The organism is Paraburkholderia sp. J8-2 (genome assembly GCF_905220195.1).
Lineage (GTDB): Bacteria > Pseudomonadota > Gammaproteobacteria > Burkholderiales > Burkholderiaceae > Paraburkholderia.
This window is the reverse complement of sequence record NZ_CAJMZA010000004.1, coordinates 81,451-98,900: the sequence shown is the minus strand read 5'-3', so window position 1 is coordinate 98,900 and position 17,450 is coordinate 81,451. Positions and strand designations below refer to the sequence as shown.

Sequence of the window (17,450 nt, the reverse complement as noted above, 5' to 3'; positions counted from 1 at the left end):
AATTCGACATGACCATTCATCGCACCATCGAACTGATCGCACCGTCTGGTTATCCGCACGACCCGGAAGCGGTGCACCGCGGGCTCGCACGGTTGCGCGCGCAGGGCCATCACGTCGACGGCGTGCAGGCGACCGAGCGGCGCTATCAGCGTTTTGCCGGCACGGATGGCCAGCGCGCGGCCGAACTGAATCGCCTGGCCGACCCGTCGCGCGATTTGCCGGACATCGTGCTCGCCGTGCGCGGGGGCTACGGCGCAGTGCGCATCCTCCACGGCCTCGACTACGACGGACTGCAGCGGCGCTTGAAGGACCAGCCCATTGCGTTTGTGGGGCATAGCGACTTCACCGCCGTTCAGCTCGCGCTGCTCGCGCGCGCCGGGCTCACGACGTTCGGCGGTCCGATGCTGTGCAGCGACTTCGGCGCTGAAAGCCTGAGTAGTTTCACGATGCATCACTTCTGGGACGCGCTCTCGAAACCGAGCTACACGCTCAAGGTGAATGCGCCCCAGGCTCAATCGACGAATGTTTCGGGCACGCTCTGGGGCGGCAATCTGGCGGTGCTGACTTCGTTGATCGGCACGCCTTATCTACCGCCTGTCGAGGGCGGTATCCTGTTCGTGGAAGATGTGAACGAGCAGCCGTTTCGCATCGAGCGCATGATTTACCAGTTGCACCTGGCCGGCATTCTCGCGCGTCAGCAAGCGCTGGTGCTGGGCGACTTTTCGGGCCACAAGCAGTTCGATTACGACAACGGCTACGATCTGCGTGAAATGGTGGAGCAGGTGCGCGCTTTGGTTGGCATTCCGGTGGTGACGGGCCTGCCGTTCGGCCATATTCCGGATATGGTCACGTTGCCGATGGGCGCGCCGGCACAACTGAGCAGCACGGCTCATGGCTTCGAGTTGACCGTGAGCGATTATCCGTATTTGAGCTGATTCCGCACTGCCAGAGAAGCGCTTTCGGGCGCTTTTTTTATGGGTTATTACGCAACTAACGGCCAGATCCGAGCGGCGTCCGACCATGTTCATTGCAACGCTTCTTCCGTAAATTGTTGACAAAAAATGCGACCGAGTTGGGGCAGAGAATCACCATGCAGGTGCTGAATTCCCCGAAATAAAGCGCCTTTCACCGATAAGAAGCATGTGGCAGCAGGTGCGTGCGTGGGGATCTTCCCCAGGTTTGCCCAAAAAATTGTTGACAATATTTATGTCCAACCTAGGATACCCAACATAGAGACCCGAGCCATGGCAAAGACCGATATCGACGCCGAAGCAACCGGCATGAAGCCCGAAGCGATCGCCGCGCGAATCCGCGCGGCGATTCTCGAGCACCGGCTGCCGCCAGGCGCGAAGTTGACGGAAGCACAGTTGTGCGAAGTATTCGGCGTGAAGCGCGGCCCGATCCGCCAGGCGCTCGCGCTGCTTGCGAAGGACCATCTCGTGGATCTGGAGCCCAATCGTGGCGCGTTCGTCGCAAGCCCGACGCTGCAGGAAGTGCACGAGGTGTTTGAAATGCGGCGGATCATCGAGTTGGCCGTGGTGGGGCGAATTTGCAGCGCGCAGCATGGCAACCGTCGTTTGAAAAGCATCGGCGAGACGATCCGGCGCGAGCGCAAGGCTTTTGAAGGGCGCGACTTTCCGACGTGGATCCGGCTTTCGGGCGAATTCCATACGTCGCTCGCCACGCTCACCGGCAATACGGTGCTGTGCGATTGCCTCAATGGACTCGTGGCGCGTTCGACATTGATTTCGGCGCTCTACGAATCGCCGGGCCGCAGCCCGTGTTCGTTCGACGACCACGAGGCGATTCTCGCGGCGCTCGAGGCCGGAAACGAGAAAGAGGCAGTCGAGCTCATGGTGCGCCATTTGCAGGGTGTCGAGCTTCGGATGCTTGACCGGCCGGCAGGCGCTTCGGTCGATTTACAGGAAGTGTTCGGCGCTCGCGAGGCGGCTGCGCACGGACGCTGAGCGGCTTCTGAGGCGGCACTGAAGCGGGACTTGAAGCGGATTGCGGTAAAGGATTGCAGTAATGCGCGGCGGCTCACGACGTACGGTGGCCGCCGCGGCTGAAAAGGATGGAGTGGGGCGCATGCCGTGCATGCGTACGGCTCACACAGGCACAGCGTTACAGGGCGCCCGCAAGCGGCGACCGGTGCGGTGCCTGCAAGGGCCAAACCATTCGGGGATATCGCGGCGGCCGCGTCCAGCGGCGGTACGCACGCGTTTCGAGGCGTTCAGGCGTCTTTTTTCCGTCGGCAAATCCATCCAAGGAGCGGATCATGGCTCAGTTCAGCGCGTCACCTGGCAGTCCGGCAGTGCCCAATTTCGAATCCGGCGAAAGCAGCGAGTCAGCAGAAAACCTGCGCTTGCCGGCCGGCTACAGCGAGCGGCTCTACAACCACGACCTCGCGCCGCTCAAGGAGCAGACCTGGGGCGCGTACAACATCTTCGCGTTCTGGATGTCCGACGTGCATAGCGTCGGTGGCTACGTGTTCGCGGGGAGCCTCTTCGCGCTTGGCCTCACGAGCTGGCAAGTGCTCGTAGCGCTGATCGTCGGCATCTCCATCGTCAACGTGCTTTGCAACCTGATCGCGCGGCCCAGCCAGCGTCACGGCGTGCCGTACCCGGTGGCCTGTCGCGGTACCTTCGGCGTGCTCGGGGCCAATATCCCCGCTGTGATTCGCGGCCTTATCGCCGTGGCGTGGTACGGCATCCAGACCTATCTTGCTTCGAGCGCGCTCGTGATCGTCGTGCTCAAATTCGTTCCTCAACTCATGCCTTATGCCGATGTGCACAAGCACGGCCTGCTTGGGCTGTCGGCTGTCGGCTGGGCCGGTTTCATGACGCTCTGGGTGCTTCAAGCCCTGGTGTTCTGGAACGGCATGGAGACCATCAAGAAGTTCATCGACTTCGCGGGCCCGGCGGTTTATGTCGTGATGTTCGCGCTTGCGGGCTACATGGTGTATCGCGCGGGCTGGCACAACATTGGTCTGAATCTCGGCGGTGTGAAGTATCACGGTGCAGAAGTGATTCCCGTGATGATCACGGCGATCTCGCTCGTGGTGTCGTACTTCTCGGGGCCGATGCTCAACTTCGGCGACTTCTCGCGCTACGGCAAGTCGCTCAAAAGCGTTCACAAGGGCAACTTCTGGGGTCTGCCGGTCAACTTCCTCGCATTCTCGCTCGTCACGGTTATCACGACGTCGGCCACGCTTCCTGTGTTCGGAGAACTGATTACCGATCCCGTCGAAACGGTCGGCCGCATCGACCACCCCACCGCTGTGATTCTCGGTGCACTCACGTTCACGATCGCGACCATCGGCATCAACATCGTCGCGAACTTCGTTTCGCCCGCGTTCGACTTTTCCAATGTCGCGCCGCGGCTCATCAGCTGGCGTGCGGGGGGCATGCTCGCTGCCGTCGCCTCGATCTTCATCACGCCGTGGAATCTCTTCAACAACCCGGCTGTGATCCACTACACGCTCGACATACTCGGTGCTTTCATCGGGCCTCTGTATGGCGTCCTGATTATCGACTTCTATCTCGTGAAGCGTGGACGTCTCGCCGTGGATGATCTCTATTCGGTGTCGCCGAAGGGAGCGTACTGGTATCGCAACGGCGTGAACTGGCGTGCGGTGTCGGCCTTGTTGCCCGCAGCGGTGATCGCGATTCTCTGCGTGATGGTGCCGTCGCTCGGAGGTGCCGCGAACTTCTCGTGGTTCATTGGCGCAGCGCTCGGCGCGCTGTTCTATCGCGCGCTCACGATGGGCGAACGCGCTCGCGCAAAGGCATGAGCGGCACGCAAAACCAGGCATCGACGAAGGAATCGAAATGCGCATCAAACTGATCAATCCGAACACCACGCAGCGTATGACCGCGGCGATGGAGCAGTGCGCGCGTGCCGTGATCGCACCGGGCACGGAGGTGGTGGCGGTGAGCCCGACGATGGGCCCGCCGTCGATCGAAGGCTATTACGACGAGGCGCTCGCCACACCTGGTCTGCTCGCCGAAGTGGAGGCGGGCGAGCGCGAAGGCTTCGACGGCTACGTGATCGCGTGTTTTGGCGACCCAGGCCTCTACGCGGCGCGCGAGTTGGCTCGCGGGCCCGTCGTGGGCATCGCGGAAGCCGCGATGCATGCGGCGAGCGTGCTCGCGCCCGGCTTCTCGGTCGTCACGACGCTCTCGCGCACCCGCGCAATGGCCTGGCATCTCGCCGAGCGCTATGGCATGACGCGCTTTTGCCGCAACGTGCGTGCGATCGACGTGGCCGTGCTCGAACTCGATGAGCCGGGATCGGCCGCGCGCCGCGCGATCGTCGAAGAGTGCCGCCGTGCGCTCGAGGAAGATGGCGCGGACGCCATTGTGCTGGGTTGCGCGGGCATGACGAGTTTGTGCGCGCAAGTGGAGGACGCGCTGGGCGTGCCCGTGGTGGACGGTGTGACGGCCGCCGTGAAATGGGTGGAGGCGCTCGTCGCACTGCGCCTGACGACCGCCAAGCGGGGTGACTTCGCGCGGCCGCTGGCCAAGCGTTACGACGGCGATTTCGCGCGCTTCAGCCCGACCAACCCCGCGCCGGTCACGGAGACGCCGCCGCCCGTGCGCCCGCTGCGCTACGGGTAAACGTGTAACGACTGTGAGCCGATGTGGCCGCCCATCTGTCCGGCAAACCGGGGGGCCACATACACCTCGCTTGACCCGTACTATCTGAGCGTGCGTATGGGCGCGTACGGGTGATTTCGCTACACTGAACCGGTCCTGTAAGCAGGTTGCGCGGACCGTCCGCCACGCCTGGCCAGACAGCGCCGGCGGCCGCTTCACGGCGCCTTGCCGTTGCGCGGATATTTCGTCTCATCCTCTCTATTCGATTGATTCGACCAGCATGCCACTCGATCCCCAATATCCCCGCGATCTGATCGGTTATGGCCGGTATCCGGTGCAGGCCAACTGGCCCGGCCAGGCGCGCGTCGCGGTGCAGTTCGTGCTCAACTACGAAGAAGGCGGCGAAAACTGCGTGCTGCACGGCGACCCCGGCTCCGAACAGTTCCTCTCCGAAATCGTGGGCGCGGCTGCGTATCCCGCGCGCCACATGAGCATGGAGTCGATCTACGAATATGGTTCGCGTGCGGGCGTGTGGCGCATCCTGAGCGAATTCGAAAAGCGCGGTTTGCCGCTTACCGTGTTCGGCGTGGGCATGGCGATCGAGCGTCATCCCGAAGTCGCGCGCGCATTCGTCGAGCTGGGCCACGAGATCGCGTGCCACGGCTACCGCTGGATTCATTACCAGGACGTTTCGCCGGCCAAAGAAGCCGAGCACATGAAGCTCGGCATGGAAGCGATCGAGCGCGTGACAGGTGTGCGCCCGCTCGGCTGGTACACGGGCCGCGACAGCCCGAATACACATCGTCTGGTGGCCGAGTATGGCGGCTTCCTCTACGACTCCGATTACTACGGCGACGACCTGCCTTTCTGGATGGACGTGGAAGTCACGGGCGGCAAGACGGTGCCGCAACTGATCGTGCCTTACACGCTCGACACGAACGACATGCGCTTCGCGTCGCCCCAGGGCTTCAACACGGCGGACCACTTCTTCACGTACTTGCGCGACGCGTTTGACGTGCTCTACGAAGAAGGCAACGAGGCGCCGAAGATGCTGTCGATCGGCATGCACTGCCGGCTGCTCGGGCGCCCAGGGCGTTTTCGTGCGCTGCAGCGCTTTCTCGATCACATCGAAAAACATGAGCGCGTGTGGGTCACGCGCCGCGTGGACATCGCGCGTCACTGGCGCGAGCATCATCCCTATCAACCGCAGCAGAACGACCACCGCGGGGCCGCCGCATGAAGGCAATGCACTACACCCTCGAACAGCTGAATCAAGCTTCGGCCGACGCCTTCGTGGCGGCGCTTTCGGGCATCTTCGAGCACTCGCCCTGGGTGGCCGAAGCGGCCGCGCAGCAGCGCCCGTTTGCAAGCATCGACGCGCTGCATCGCACCATGTCGCAGGCCGTGGAAGCCTCGGGCGAGGTCAAGCAGCTTGCGCTCATTAACGCCCACCCGGAGCTTGCGGGCAAGGCTGCCGTGCGCGGCGAGCTGACTGCCGAGTCCACACGCGAGCAAAGCGGCGCGGGCCTGAATCAGTGCACGCAGGAAGAGTTCGACAAGCTCCTCGCGCTCAACGGCGCGTATCGAGAGAAGTTCGGATTCCCATTCATTCTGGCTGTGCGCGGCTATGACCGCCACGGCATCATCGCGAACTTCGAGGCGCGCGTGAACAACAGCCGCGCCGATGAAATGCGCGCGAGCCTCGACCAGATTTACCGCATTGCGCGCTTCAGGTTGGATGAACTGATCGACGCGTAACGTGGCGATGCGCCCTCCGGTTTTTCGCGAGAGGGCGCAGCGCCGTTTTGATCTACAGAAAAGACACGAAGGAAGACAACGATGGCACTCCCGACTCTCGACCCCAACGCCCCTGATTTCACGCGCCGCTTCGTGAATCTCGCGGACCCGCGCCTGGGTGCGCAGGCGCTCGAGGCGAGCGACGACTTCTTCGCACCGAAGGATCGCATGCTCAATCCGGAGGCTGCCGTCTTCATTCCGGGCAAGTACGACGAACACGGCAAGTGGATGGACGGCTGGGAAACGCGCCGCAAGCGCACGACCGGCTACGACTGGTGCATCGTGAAGCTCGCGCGCCCGGGCGTCATCAAGGGCCTCGATATCGATACGAGCCACTTTACGGGCAACTATCCGCCGGCGGCGTCGGTTGAAGGCGCGTATGTGGCGGACGGCGCACCCACTGCGACGACGCAATGGACGGAAATCGTCCCCTCGACCTCGTTGAACGGCAATAGCCACCACTACGTGGAAGTATCGAGCGAGAAGCCGTACACGCACTTGCGCGTGAACATCTATCCCGATGGCGGCATTGCGCGTTTGCGCGTGTATGGCCAGCCGCAAGTGGACTGGGCGGGCGCGAGCCGCACCGAACTGTTTGACCTGGCCGCGATGGAAAACGGCGCGTACCTCGTTGGCGCGAACAACCAGCACTTTGGCATGGCCTCCACGCTGCTCATGCCGGGTCGCGGCGTGAACATGGGCGACGGCTGGGAAACGCGCCGCCGCCGCGAGCCTGGCAACGACTGGGCGATCATCGCGCTCGCGCAACCGGGCATCATCAAGAAGATCGAAGTCGATACGGCGCACTTCAAGGGCAACTACCCCGACCGCTGCTCGTTCCAGGCCGCGCGCGTGGTCGGTGGCACGGACAGCTCGCTCGTGACCCAGGCCATGTTCTGGCCGGTGCTGCTCGGCGAGCAAAAGCTGCAAATGGACAAGCAGCACTACTTTGAGAGTGAGCTGGCCGCGCTCGGCCCGGTTACGCACGTACGCTTCAACATTTTCCCCGATGGCGGCGTTTCGCGCGTGCGTCTGTGGGGCACGCTCGCGTGATCGGGTGACGAGGCCATCATGAGTGAAACAAGGACGACGCTGACCATCGAGCCGCTCACGCGCGAGGCGTTCGCGCCATTCGGCGACGTGATTGAGCTGGCAGGCGCAAAGCAGATTCCGATTAATCTCGGTACCACAATCCGCTATCACGACCTCGCGAAAGTGGATGTCACCGACGAAGGCGGCCGCACGCTCGTGAATCTGTTTCGCGGGCAGCCTCGCGAACTGCCGTTCGAAGTGAAGATGCTCGAGCGGCATCCGCTTGGCAGCCAGGCGTTCGTGCCGCTCAACGAGAAGCCGTATCTCGTGGTGGTCGCGCCGGCTGGCGATCTGGATGTCACGCAGATTCGCGCTTTCGTATCACGCGGTTGGCAGGGCGTGAACTATGCGAAGGGCGTTTGGCACCATCCGCTGATCGCTTTGGGCGAGGTAACCGATTTCATCGTCGTCGATCGCGGCGGCGATGGGCTCAATCTCAACGAGCAGAATTTGCCTGAGTCGCTTTGGTTGACGCAAGAGGCGATGAACGCGGCGATACGCTGATCATCTGCATTCCCGAGCAGTTCAAAAAGCCACGACCGACGTCGTGGCTTTTTTTATGTTTGCGCGGTTCGCTTCGCTCGATGAGCCGTTGCGCCAGATTCTTGTGCGTCTGCGCAACGGTTTCACTTTCGCGGGGATAGGGCGGCGCCGACGAGAAGAAGGCCGCGGTTGGTTCAGGAAGGCGCATACGTGGATCGATTTGGCCGCCGAGCGCGAGCGCCGGTTCAATCTCGACACGCTTCGATGCGCCCACGCGCAGGCGCAGCCGCGCGTAACAGTCACGCAAGCGCGGAACTTGCCCGCCATCTGATGTGTGCGCAAAGCGCAGCGACCTTTGGTGAACGCTTCTTTTGGGGCTGTGCGCACGCACGGCGTCGATCGGGTATCCGGCTGCGTTCAGCTTATAGCGCGCTGTGACAACGAGCTGGAGCAGTTCGTCCTCGTCAGGCTTGCCCGAAACGCAGGCCATTCGAAACGCGCCCCCAAAAGCAAAAGGACCCGAAGCGTATCGCACTTCGGGTCCTTCCTTTCCTGGTTGGCAGCGCGCGAATCATTCGATACGCGCTGCCGGCTACGTTACTGCTTCGCGCCCCCCTGGAACCACATCGCAATCTTCTGCCGCTCGTCGTCGGTCATATGCGTGACGTTGCCAAGCGGCATCGCCTTGAGCGTCACAGCCTGCTGATACAGCCGCTGCGCATTCTGCGAGATTTCATCGGGCGTATCGAACATCACGCCGGCGGGCGCCGCGCCCATCATCGTCGGGTGAGCCGAGTGGCAGGACGCGCAGCGCTGCTGCAGGATCGGCTGGATGTCCGAGACCTTGAGCGCCGGCGCATTTGCGGCTTCGGCCTGCGGCACGACCGGACGCGGCAGCGTCCACACGAGTGCGACGAACATCAGCGCCACGCCGCCGATCGGCAGATACCACAGCTGCTGGCCGCGATGACGCATCACGAAGAACTGGCGAATCAGCGCGCCGGCCAGCATGATCACCACGAGCACGGCCCAGTTATAGGCGTGGGCATAGGTCATGGCGTAGTGGTTCGAGAGCATCGCGAACACCACGGGCAGCGTGAAATAGGTGTTGTGCACCGAACGCTGCTTGCCGCGCTTGCCGTAGATCGGGTTCGGCACTTCGCCCTTGAGCATCGCGGCGACCATCTTGCGCTGGCCGGGGATGATGACGAAGAACACGTTGGCCGACATGATCGTCGCGAGCATCGCACCCATGATGAGATACGCAGCGCGGCCGGAGAAGATATGGCAGGCGAGGTAAGCGGCGATCACCACGTAGATGCCCACGCACACGCCGAGCAGTTTGTCTTTCGTACCGAGCACGCGGCACAGCGAGTCGTAGACGATCCAGCCCGCGGCGAGGAAGCCGAGCGCCGAGAAGACCGCGACGACCGGACCCATGTCGAGCACGTTCTTGTCGATGAGATACGTGTTCGGCGCCATCAGATACAGCACGGTGAAAAGCGACGCGCCCGAGAGCCACGTGGTGTACGACGGCCACTTCGACCAGTGCAGGTCGTCGGGCATTTCAGGCGGCGCCACGGTGTACTTCTGCATGTTGTAGAAGCCGCCGCCGTGCACGTGCCACAGCTCGCCGAACACGCCGCGGCGGCGCTGGTTCGGGTCCGTGGGCGGTTTGAGGCTGTTGTCGAGCGCGACGAAATAGAACGACTCGCCAATCCAGGCGATCGCCGCGATGACGTGGAACCAGCGCAGTGCGAGGTTCAGCCAGTCGGTAATAAAGCCTTCCATGAAACGTCTCCAGTCCTGATGCAAGGCGCGCGCGTTGGTTCGCACACGCTAACTGCGGGGTATGAGCGCGCCGTGCAGTTCCCGGGCCGTTCGCCGACCCTCGCGCTGCCGTGCCGCCGTTGTTGTTCGTATGACCTTGGGCTCGTTGAATCGGGCTTGAATATCGCCCGCAATGCCCTCTGAGAATGTGCTGCGGTGGTCGTTCCGTTGCCGCTCAGCTGCCCCGATACGTGCTGTACGACCACGGCGACACGAGTAGCGGCACGTGGTAGTGCGAGCCGGCGTCGGCGATGCCGAAGCGCAGCACGACGCGGTCGACGAAACGCGGCTCGGGCACGTTCGCGCCTAAGGCGGCGAAGTAGTCGCCAGCGTGGAACACGAGTTCGTATTCGCCTTTGGCGAGCGCCTCGCCTTCGAGCAGCGGCGCGTCGCAGCGGCCGTCGTCATTGGTGGTCACGGTCTTGAGCGCGCGGCGCGCGTCGCCCGAGAGCGCAAAGAGCTCGACCTTGATGCCCGCGCCGGGACGGCCGTTCGCGGTGTCGAGCACGTGGGTAGTCAGCTTGCCCATTCGCAGTTTTCCTTGTGAGTGCCTGGTGCGATTGCGAGGTTTCAGCGGCAGCTCTCGATCCCATGCATGATGCATTGCGGCGGATCGAGGCTCCACGTCAGTGGCTACATACCCGTCGGCGGATCGAAGCGAGCGCCGTGAACGCATTTTAAGAACGATCGCCCCCGGCGAGCGCGAGCGATAGGAAAGATAAATCCGCGAGCATGAGGGTACGCCCTGGGTGCCGCGTGGGTGCCACATGGGTCCAATCGTCGATTGCGCCCCGGATCGACGCCGCGCCCCTTGTTTGCATCGTAGCGACGCCAAAAATCGACCTTTATATGCGTGGCGTAAATGTGGGTATCGCAGTGGCGCGAATTGCCATGACTATTTTGGTTGCGGATCGTAGAGGCCATGCGCAGCGCGTGCTGCGCGTCCCGAAGACGGCGGTGGACGCCGGGTAACCGGGCCAGCGGCGTCCTCGTCGGGACGCGTCGGCACCGGGCGCCTGGGCGACCGGCGAGGCAGGCGGGTGAGGCGAGGGCGTCTGGTTCACACGCCGCGCGAGCGAGATGGGCTAAGGGCTCGCGGCGGCACGACAACGGAGCGAACAAGGACGATGGAACGCACACTCGCACAGGGCCAGGACCCGCAAAAGGCCGGCAAGACCTTGCTGGTGAAAAACGCCGACATGCTGGTGACGATGGACGGCGCACGCCGCGAAATTCGCGGCGGCGGTCTCTATATCGAAGGCAACCGCATCGTCGCGGTCGGCACGACGGCGGAGTTGCCCGCCACGGCCGACGAGGTGATCGACGCGAGCGGCCACCTCGTGACGCCGGGACTCATCAATACGCATCACCACATGTACCAGAGCCTCACGCGGGCCGTGCCGGCCGCGCAGGACGCCGAACTGTTCGGCTGGCTCACGAATCTGTACAAGGTATGGGCGAACCTCACGCCCGAGATGATCGAGGTCTCCACGCTCACGGCAATGTCGGAACTGCTGCTCTCGGGCTGCACAACGTCGAGCGATCATCTGTACATCTACCCGAACGGCAGTCGTCTGGACGACAGCATTCGCGCCGCGCAACGCATCGGCATGCGTTTTCATGCGAGCCGCGGCAGCATGAGCGTCGGGCAGAAGGACGGCGGCTTGCCGCCCGATTCCGTGGTCGAGCGCGAAGACGCGATTCTTGCCGACACGCAGCGCCTCATCGAGACGTATCACGACGAGGGCCGGTACGCGATGCTGCGCGTCGTGGTGGCGCCATGCTCGCCGTTCTCGGTGAGCCGCGATCTGATGCGCGAATCGGCGGTGCTCGCGCGGCACTACGGCGTGTCGATGCACACGCATCTCGCCGAGAACGTCAACGACATTGCTTACAGCCGCGAAAAGTTCGGCATGACGCCTGCCGAATACGCCGAGGATCTCGGCTGGGTGGGCCGCGACGTATGGCATGCGCACTGCGTACAGCTCGACGACCACGGTATCGGCCTATTCGGCCGCACCGGCACGGGCGTCGCGCATTGCCCATGCTCGAACATGCGGCTCGCCTCGGGCATCGCGCCCGTGAAAAAGATGCGGCTCGCGGGCGTGCCGGTTGGACTTGGCGTGGATGGCTCGGCGTCGAACGACGGCGCGCAGATGGTGGCCGAAGCGCGTCAGGCCATGCTCCTTGCGCGCGTGGGTTTCGGCCCGGACGCCATGACGGCGCGCGAAGCGCTCGAAATCGCGACGCTGGGCGGCGCGCAGGTGCTGGGCCGCGACGACATTGGCGCGCTCGCACCCGGCATGGCGGCCGACTTCGTGGCGTTCGACTTGCGCCAGCCGCTTTTCGCCGGGGCGCTGCACGATCCGGTCGCGGCGCTGGTGTTTTGCGCGCCCTCGCAGGTCGCGCTGAGCGTGATCGGCGGGCGCGTGGTCGTGAAGGAGGGCGTGTTGCAGACGGTGGAGCTCGGGCCGGTCATCGAGCGGCACAACCGACTCGCGGCGCAGCTCGTGGAGATGGCGCGCTAAGTCAGGTCAGCGCGCAACGCACAAGGGTGTAGAAGCAGTCAGGCGGCCGCAGCAACCTGCGGCCGTGATACTCAAGGCTTGTCGATCAGCGTCTTCGTCGCTTCGGCGATGAGGCTGCGCAACCAGCGTACTTCGTCCGAGTAATGACAGCGTTCGTGCCACAACTGGTAGTACTGCATCGGCGGGAAGTCGAGCGGCGCGGGCACGACCGTGAGCGGCAGGAAGCGCGCGTAGTGGTCGGCGAAAAGGCGCGTGGTCGTGAAGACCAGGTCCGACTTGACGAGCACGTAGGGCGCGAGATTGAAGTACGGGAGCGTAACGACCACGTGGCGCTTGAGGCGCTCGCGGGCGAGGTGCACGTCGATGGCGCCGCGCTGGCCCACGGAATAGGGCGTGGGCGCGAGATGCGGCGCGTTCAGGTACTGGTCGAGTGTGAGCCCGCCGCGCTTGGCGAACGGGTGCGTGTTGCTCATCAGGCAAACGATCTGGTCGACGAACAGGTTCGAGAGGTGCAGCTGTTCGGGCGGTTCGGGCCAGTTGCCGATGACGATATCGAGCTTGCCTTCCTCGAGCGCGAGCTCGTAGTCGAACGCGGGCCCGAGCGAGTGGAACTCGAGCGTGGCGTTGGGCGCGGCCTGACGAAAGCGCTCGACCACGGTCGGCACGAACAGGACGTTCAGATAGTCAGGACAGCCAATCCGGTAACAGCGGATGGAAGTGGCGGGGTCGAAATTGTGTTGCTGGAAGCGGATGCGCTCGATCTCGCGCAGCGCGTTCTGAACGGGCTCGAGCAGGCGCAGGCCGTACTCGGTCGGCACCATGCCGGACTTGCCGCGCACGAGCAGCGGGTCGCCGGTGATGTCGCGCAGACGCCGCAGCGCCGCGCTGATTGCGGGCTGGGACTGATTGAGCTTGACGGCCGCGCGTGTCACGCTGCGCTCCATCAGAAGCGTGTGCAAGACGCGCAAGAGGTACGTGTCGATCGCCTCGCGTTGCTGACTCATGAATTCTCCGAATTATATGTTCTGGCTGATCGATAGGGCTTGGGGGTATATCGTTTTTAATATGGACAAAAAGTGACGTCAAGCGAGGCTTACCCCGAGACATAGGCCGGGCGGCCCGTGCAGCGAGGCAACAGCGATTTTTGGCGGCTCGACCTGCGGGGGGCTAACAGGTATCGTCACCCCCGCACGGCGGCGCACGGCGCCTGGGCAAAGCGGTAAGCATCAAACGGTTTTCGGACAGCAATAACGTACAACGGCGGAACCTCCATGGGTGATTCTTCTTCACGTCAGGCAACGCTTGCGCAGGACGGCAGCGGCGTGCCGCGCCTCGCGCTTGCCGGCATCACCAAGCAGTACCCGGCGGTGCGCGCGAACGACGACGTCACGCTCTCGGTCGCGCCGGGCGAAATACACGCCTTGCTCGGCGAGAACGGCGCGGGCAAGAGCACGCTCATGAAGATCGTCTACGGCGCGGTGCGCCCGGACGCCGGCGAGATTCGCTGGGAAGGCCAGGTGGTCGAAATCGCCAATCCGGCTGCGGCGCGCAAGCTCGGCATCGGCATGGTGTTCCAGCATTTTTCGTTGTTCGAAACGCTGACCGTTGGCGAGAACATCGCGCTTTCGCTCGACGAACCGTTCGACCTGAAAACGCTCGGCAAACGCATTCGCGAGGTGTCGGCGCAATACGGCCTCGATGTCGATCCGCAGCGCCACGTGCATAGCCTCACGGTGGGCGAGCGGCAGCGCGTGGAAATCGTGCGCTGCCTGCTGCAGAACCCGCGTCTTCTGATCATGGACGAGCCGACTTCGGTGCTCACGCCGCAAGCCGTGCGCAAGCTGTTCGGCACACTGCGGCGGCTGGCCTCCGAAGGCTGCAGCATTCTCTATATCAGCCACAAACTCGACGAAATCCAGGAGCTTTGCGACACGGCCACCGTGCTGCGCGGCGGCAAGGTCACGGGCCACGTTATTCCGCGCGAAGAAACGCACGCCTCCCTCGCGCGGTTGATGGTGGGGCGCGAGTTGCCCGACTACACGCGGCGCGCGCACACGCCTGGTGACGTGCTACTCGAGGCAAAGCATCTGTCGATGCCGAGCGACGACCCATTCGGCACGTCGCTCAACGACGTATCGTTCAGCGTGCATGCAGGCGAGATTCTCGGCATTGCCGGCGTCTCGGGCAACGGCCAGGCGGAATTGCTCGCGGCGCTCTCGGGCGAGGCGCAAGCGGCACGCCACGGCGTGAGCGCCGATGCGGTCAAGATTTGCGGCAAGCCTGCAGGACGGCTTTCCGCCGGGGCGCGCCGCAAGCTCGGCTTCGCGTTCGTGCCGGAGGAGCGGCTGGGGCGCGGCGCGGTGCCGGCCATGTCGCTTGCCGAAAACGCCTTGCTCACGGCGCACCGCGAAGGCATGGTGCGCACGGGGTGGCTCAAGACCGGCGCAATGCGCGCGTTCGCCGAGCGCTGCATCGATGCGTTCGATGTGCGCTGCGGCGGCCCGGACGCGCTCGCGCAGAGCCTCTCGGGCGGCAATCTGCAGAAGTACATCGTCGGGCGCGAGATTCTCCAGGCGCCGAAGGTGCTCGTGGTCGCACAGCCCACCTGGGGCGTGGACGTGGGCGCGGCGGCGTTCATCCGTCAGCAGTTGCTCGACCTTTCGGCGCGCGGCGTGGCGATACTCGTGATCTCGGAAGAACTGGAAGAACTGTTCGACATCTGCGACCGCATTGCCGTGCTCGCAGGCGGACGCCTTTCCCCCGCGCGTTTGACTGGCGAGACGAACGCCGAGGAAATCGGCCGCTGGATGGCGGGGCTCTTTGGCGAGCGCACCGAACATGGAGGCGGCGGCCGGCCGAACGGCGAGCCGCCCACGCAGACCATGGCGAACGCCTGATAAGCGGCGCATAACGACACGCGCACGCCGATAAACCACTCGAGACCGACCACCGATTTCACGACCATGATCTTTCCGTACCGACTCGAAGCCCGCACGACGCCCTCGCGCACGGTGCGCATCGCCGTGCCGGTCATTGCGGCGCTGCTCACGCTCGCGATTGGCTTCCTGATCTTCGGCCTTGTGGGCCGCGATCCCTTGCAGGCCATGCACGCGTTCTTCATCGAACCGCTTTCGAGCGTCAACGGCTGGTCCGAACTCTTGCTCAAAGCCTCGCCGCTCTGCCTGATCGCGCTCGGTCTCGCGGCGGGTTATCGCGCCAACGTGTGGAACATCGGTGCGGAAGGGCAGATGGTGCTGGGCGGCATCGCGGCGAGCGGCGTGGCGATCTACTTCGATCAATCCTCGGGCTGGTGGATTCTCTTCCTGATGATGTTCGCGGGCGTGCTCGGCGGCATGGCGTGGGCGGCGATTCCCGCGTGGCTCAAGAGCCGCTTCAACACCAACGAAATTCTCACGAGCCTCATGCTCACCTACGTCGCCACGCAACTGCTGATCTGGCTCGTGAGCGGCCCCTGGCGTGACCCGCAAGGCATGAACTTTCCGCTCTCCGAAATGTTCAGCGGCGACGCGCTCTATCCGACTTTCGGCGGCGACTGGCGCATCCACTGGCTGCGCGGCACGCGCCTGAACGCGTCGATCTTCCTCACGCTCGCGGCCATTCCGCTCGTCTGGCTCTTCATGCGCCGCAGCTTCGCGGGCTACCGCATGAGCGTGGGCGGGCTCGCGCCGCTCGCCGCGCGATATGCTGGCTTCTCGGAGAAAAAGACGATCTGGACGTCGCTGCTGCTTTCCGGCGGCCTCGCGGGGCTCGCGGGCATGGGCGAAATTGCCGGCCCCATTGGTCAACTGCAGGCGACGTGGTCGCCGGGCTATGGCTTCACGGCGATCATCGTCGTGTTCGTCGGGCGGCTGCATCCGGTCGGCATCGTGCTCGCGAGCCTCTTGATGGCGCTGCTCTATCTGGGCGGCGAAGCAGTGCAGACGTCGCTGCAATTGCCGCAGGCGCTTTCCGGCGTCTTTCAGGGGCTGCTGCTCTTCTGCCTGCTTGGCGCAGACCTGTTCGTGAACTATCGCGTGCGCCGCCATCATTCTGTCACGGCCGCGAACTGATCAGCGCAATCCTGAGAACAACGAAACAGGCCACACGATATGGATATCCAGCAAGCCAGCTCGCTCGCATCGAGCGCCGTCACCGCCGCCATCCCGCTCATGTTTGCGGGCGTGGGCGAACTCGTCACCGAGAAGTCGGGGGTCCTAAACCTAGGCGTGGAAGGGATGATGCTGATGGGCGCCGTGACGGGCTACGCGGTCACGACCATTACCGGCAGCCCATGGCTTGGCCTCGTAGCGGGCATGGCCGCTGGCATTGTGATGTCGTTACTGTTCGGCTTTCTCGTGCTCACCATGCTCGCCAACCAGGTCGCGACAGGGCTCTCGCTCACGATCTTCGGCGTCGGGCTTTCGGCATATGTCGGCAAACCGTACACGTCGGCCGCCACGTCGGCGACCATCGCAACCTGGCCGATTCCGGGCCTCTCGCAACTGCCGGTGGTCGGGCAGGCGTTCTTCAGCCTCACGCCCGTCGATTACCTCGCGTTCATCATGTTCGCCGTGGTCGGCTGGTTCCTCTATCGCACGCGCGCCGGACTCGTGCTGCGCTCGGTGGGCGAGTCGCCGCAGGTCGCGCATTCGGTGGGCTTTCCCGTGATTGGCGTGCGCTATGGCGCGACGGCGTTCGGTGGCGCCATGGCCGGGCTCGCAGGCAGCTATTACTCCGTGGTGCAGCTGCATTTGTGGCAGGAGCAAATCACGGCAGGGCGCGGCTGGATTGCGCTTGCGCTCGTTGTGTTCGCGACGTGGCGCCCGGGGCGTCTCCTGATCGGCGCGCTGCTCTTTGGCGCGGTCACGGGCGCGCAGTTTTACGCGCAGGCCGTGGGCGTGCCGGTGCCCACGCAGTTCCTCGCCATGCTGCCGTACGTCGCGACGATCGTCGTGCTCGTGCTCATTTCGCGCAACCCGAACACGATCCGCCTGAACGCGCCGGCTTCGCTTGGCAAACCGTTCTTTGGCGCCGCCTAGGTGGGGCCGCCTAGGTGGGGCCACCTAGGTGCGGCCGCCTTGGTGCGGTCGCCTGGCAGGTAGCCGCAAAGCATGTAGTGGCA

Annotated in this window: 16 protein-coding genes; 12 read left to right on the top strand and 4 right to left on the bottom strand. The window is 64.0% G+C overall.

The genetic code is table 11. The features are described 5' to 3' along the window. Nucleotides 1–8: 8 nt before the first annotated feature. The 8 genes from ldcA to U5A52_RS11700 all read left to right on the top strand — a co-directional run bounded on the left by ldcA (nt 9) and on the right by U5A52_RS11700 (nt 7,991). Entirely contained in the window at nt 9–935 is a 927-nt protein-coding gene (gene ldcA / locus U5A52_RS11735) for a muramoyltetrapeptide carboxypeptidase (RefSeq protein ID WP_321908705.1), read from the top strand. Between the two features lie 309 nt (nt 936–1,244). Continuing rightward, nucleotides 1,245–1,967, top strand: a complete 723-nt coding sequence (locus U5A52_RS11730; RefSeq protein WP_321908703.1) for a GntR family transcriptional regulator — start codon at nt 1,245–1,247, stop codon at nt 1,965–1,967. 311 nt (nt 1,968–2,278) lie between these two features. Next, nucleotides 2,279–3,793 (top strand): NCS1 family nucleobase:cation symporter-1, encoded by a 1,515-nt coding sequence (locus tag U5A52_RS11725; protein ID WP_321908702.1) that lies wholly within the window; start codon nt 2,279–2,281, stop codon nt 3,791–3,793. Nucleotides 3,794–3,830: 37 nt separating this feature from the next. After that, entirely contained in the window at nt 3,831–4,619 is a 789-nt protein-coding gene (locus U5A52_RS11720) for an aspartate/glutamate racemase family protein (protein WP_321934850.1), read from the top strand. Nucleotides 4,620–4,878: 259 nt separating this feature from the next. Next, a complete protein-coding gene (gene puuE, locus U5A52_RS11715) occupies nt 4,879–5,838 on the top strand; it encodes an allantoinase PuuE (RefSeq protein ID WP_321934849.1) in 960 nt (319 codons plus the stop codon). Further along, nucleotides 5,835–6,356, top strand: coding sequence for a 2-oxo-4-hydroxy-4-carboxy-5-ureidoimidazoline decarboxylase (gene uraD, locus U5A52_RS11710; RefSeq protein ID WP_321908698.1), 522 nt, complete (start codon nt 5,835–5,837; stop codon nt 6,354–6,356). The genes puuE and uraD overlap by 4 nt, the downstream gene beginning before the upstream one ends. A gap of 81 nt (nt 6,357–6,437) precedes the next feature. After that, nucleotides 6,438–7,448, top strand: coding sequence for an allantoicase (gene alc, locus U5A52_RS11705; protein ID WP_321908696.1), 1,011 nt, complete (start codon nt 6,438–6,440; stop codon nt 7,446–7,448). 18 nt (nt 7,449–7,466) lie between these two features. Further along, entirely contained in the window at nt 7,467–7,991 is a 525-nt protein-coding gene (locus tag U5A52_RS11700) for an ureidoglycolate lyase (protein ID WP_321934848.1), read from the top strand. Here U5A52_RS11700 and U5A52_RS11695 read toward each other — a convergent pair. The 3 genes from U5A52_RS11695 to uraH form a co-directional block, all read right to left on the bottom strand. Then, nucleotides 7,924–8,460 carry a hypothetical protein gene (locus tag U5A52_RS11695; protein WP_321934847.1) on the bottom strand — a complete coding sequence of 179 codons (537 nt, stop codon included), beginning with the start codon at nt 8,458–8,460 and terminating at the stop codon, nt 7,924–7,926. The genes U5A52_RS11700 and U5A52_RS11695 overlap by 68 nt on opposite strands. Before the next feature lie 107 nt (nt 8,461–8,567). Continuing rightward, entirely contained in the window at nt 8,568–9,761 is a 1,194-nt protein-coding gene (locus tag U5A52_RS11690) for a urate hydroxylase PuuD (protein ID WP_321908692.1), read from the bottom strand. 214 nt (nt 9,762–9,975) lie between these two features. Further along, entirely contained in the window at nt 9,976–10,329 is a 354-nt protein-coding gene (gene uraH, locus U5A52_RS11685; protein ID WP_321908690.1) for a hydroxyisourate hydrolase, read from the bottom strand. Between the two features lie 598 nt (nt 10,330–10,927). Between uraH and U5A52_RS11680 the strand changes: the two genes are divergently transcribed. Beyond that, nucleotides 10,928–12,328, top strand: coding sequence for an 8-oxoguanine deaminase (locus tag U5A52_RS11680; RefSeq protein WP_321908689.1), 1,401 nt, complete (start codon nt 10,928–10,930; stop codon nt 12,326–12,328). A 71-nt stretch (nt 12,329–12,399) separates the two neighbouring features. Here the strand turns inward: U5A52_RS11680 and U5A52_RS11675 are convergent, their stop codons facing one another. Next, nucleotides 12,400–13,332, bottom strand: a complete 933-nt coding sequence (locus U5A52_RS11675) for a LysR substrate-binding domain-containing protein (protein WP_158757707.1) — start codon at nt 13,330–13,332, stop codon at nt 12,400–12,402. 267 nt (nt 13,333–13,599) lie between these two features. On the opposite strand from U5A52_RS11675, the gene U5A52_RS11670 reads away from it, so the two are divergent. From U5A52_RS11670 to U5A52_RS11660, 3 genes are all read left to right on the top strand, one after another. Further along, nucleotides 13,600–15,225: an ABC transporter ATP-binding protein gene (locus U5A52_RS11670; RefSeq protein ID WP_321934846.1), complete on the top strand. Its 1,626-nt coding sequence runs from the start codon at nt 13,600–13,602 to the stop codon at nt 15,223–15,225. Between the two features lie 66 nt (nt 15,226–15,291). After that, complete coding sequence (locus U5A52_RS11665) at nt 15,292–16,398, top strand: ABC transporter permease (RefSeq protein ID WP_321934845.1); 1,107 nt, start codon at nt 15,292–15,294, stop codon at nt 16,396–16,398. Nucleotides 16,399–16,437: 39 nt separating this feature from the next. Further along, nucleotides 16,438–17,367 (top strand): ABC transporter permease, encoded by a 930-nt coding sequence (locus U5A52_RS11660; protein ID WP_321908684.1) that lies wholly within the window; start codon nt 16,438–16,440, stop codon nt 17,365–17,367. Nucleotides 17,368–17,450: the final 83 nt, after the last annotated feature.

Coding starts and splice junctions, on each gene's coding strand:
- ldcA (WP_321908705.1), top strand. CDS start 9: ATGACCATTCATCGCACCATCGAACTGATCGCACCGTCTGGTTATCCG.
- U5A52_RS11730 (WP_321908703.1), top strand. CDS start 1,245: ATGGCAAAGACCGATATCGACGCCGAAGCAACCGGCATGAAGCCCGAA.
- U5A52_RS11725 (WP_321908702.1), top strand. CDS start 2,279: ATGGCTCAGTTCAGCGCGTCACCTGGCAGTCCGGCAGTGCCCAATTTC.
- U5A52_RS11720 (WP_321934850.1), top strand. CDS start 3,831: ATGCGCATCAAACTGATCAATCCGAACACCACGCAGCGTATGACCGCG.
- puuE (WP_321934849.1), top strand. CDS start 4,879: ATGCCACTCGATCCCCAATATCCCCGCGATCTGATCGGTTATGGCCGG.
- uraD (WP_321908698.1), top strand. CDS start 5,835: ATGAAGGCAATGCACTACACCCTCGAACAGCTGAATCAAGCTTCGGCC.
- alc (WP_321908696.1), top strand. CDS start 6,438: ATGGCACTCCCGACTCTCGACCCCAACGCCCCTGATTTCACGCGCCGC.
- U5A52_RS11700 (WP_321934848.1), top strand. CDS start 7,467: ATGAGTGAAACAAGGACGACGCTGACCATCGAGCCGCTCACGCGCGAG.
- U5A52_RS11695 (WP_321934847.1), bottom strand. CDS start 8,460: ATGGCCTGCGTTTCGGGCAAGCCTGACGAGGACGAACTGCTCCAGCTC.
- U5A52_RS11690 (WP_321908692.1), bottom strand. CDS start 9,761: ATGGAAGGCTTTATTACCGACTGGCTGAACCTCGCACTGCGCTGGTTC.
- uraH (WP_321908690.1), bottom strand. CDS start 10,329: ATGGGCAAGCTGACTACCCACGTGCTCGACACCGCGAACGGCCGTCCC.
- U5A52_RS11680 (WP_321908689.1), top strand. CDS start 10,928: ATGGAACGCACACTCGCACAGGGCCAGGACCCGCAAAAGGCCGGCAAG.
- U5A52_RS11675 (WP_158757707.1), bottom strand. CDS start 13,332: ATGAGTCAGCAACGCGAGGCGATCGACACGTACCTCTTGCGCGTCTTG.
- U5A52_RS11670 (WP_321934846.1), top strand. CDS start 13,600: ATGGGTGATTCTTCTTCACGTCAGGCAACGCTTGCGCAGGACGGCAGC.
- U5A52_RS11665 (WP_321934845.1), top strand. CDS start 15,292: ATGATCTTTCCGTACCGACTCGAAGCCCGCACGACGCCCTCGCGCACG.
- U5A52_RS11660 (WP_321908684.1), top strand. CDS start 16,438: ATGGATATCCAGCAAGCCAGCTCGCTCGCATCGAGCGCCGTCACCGCC.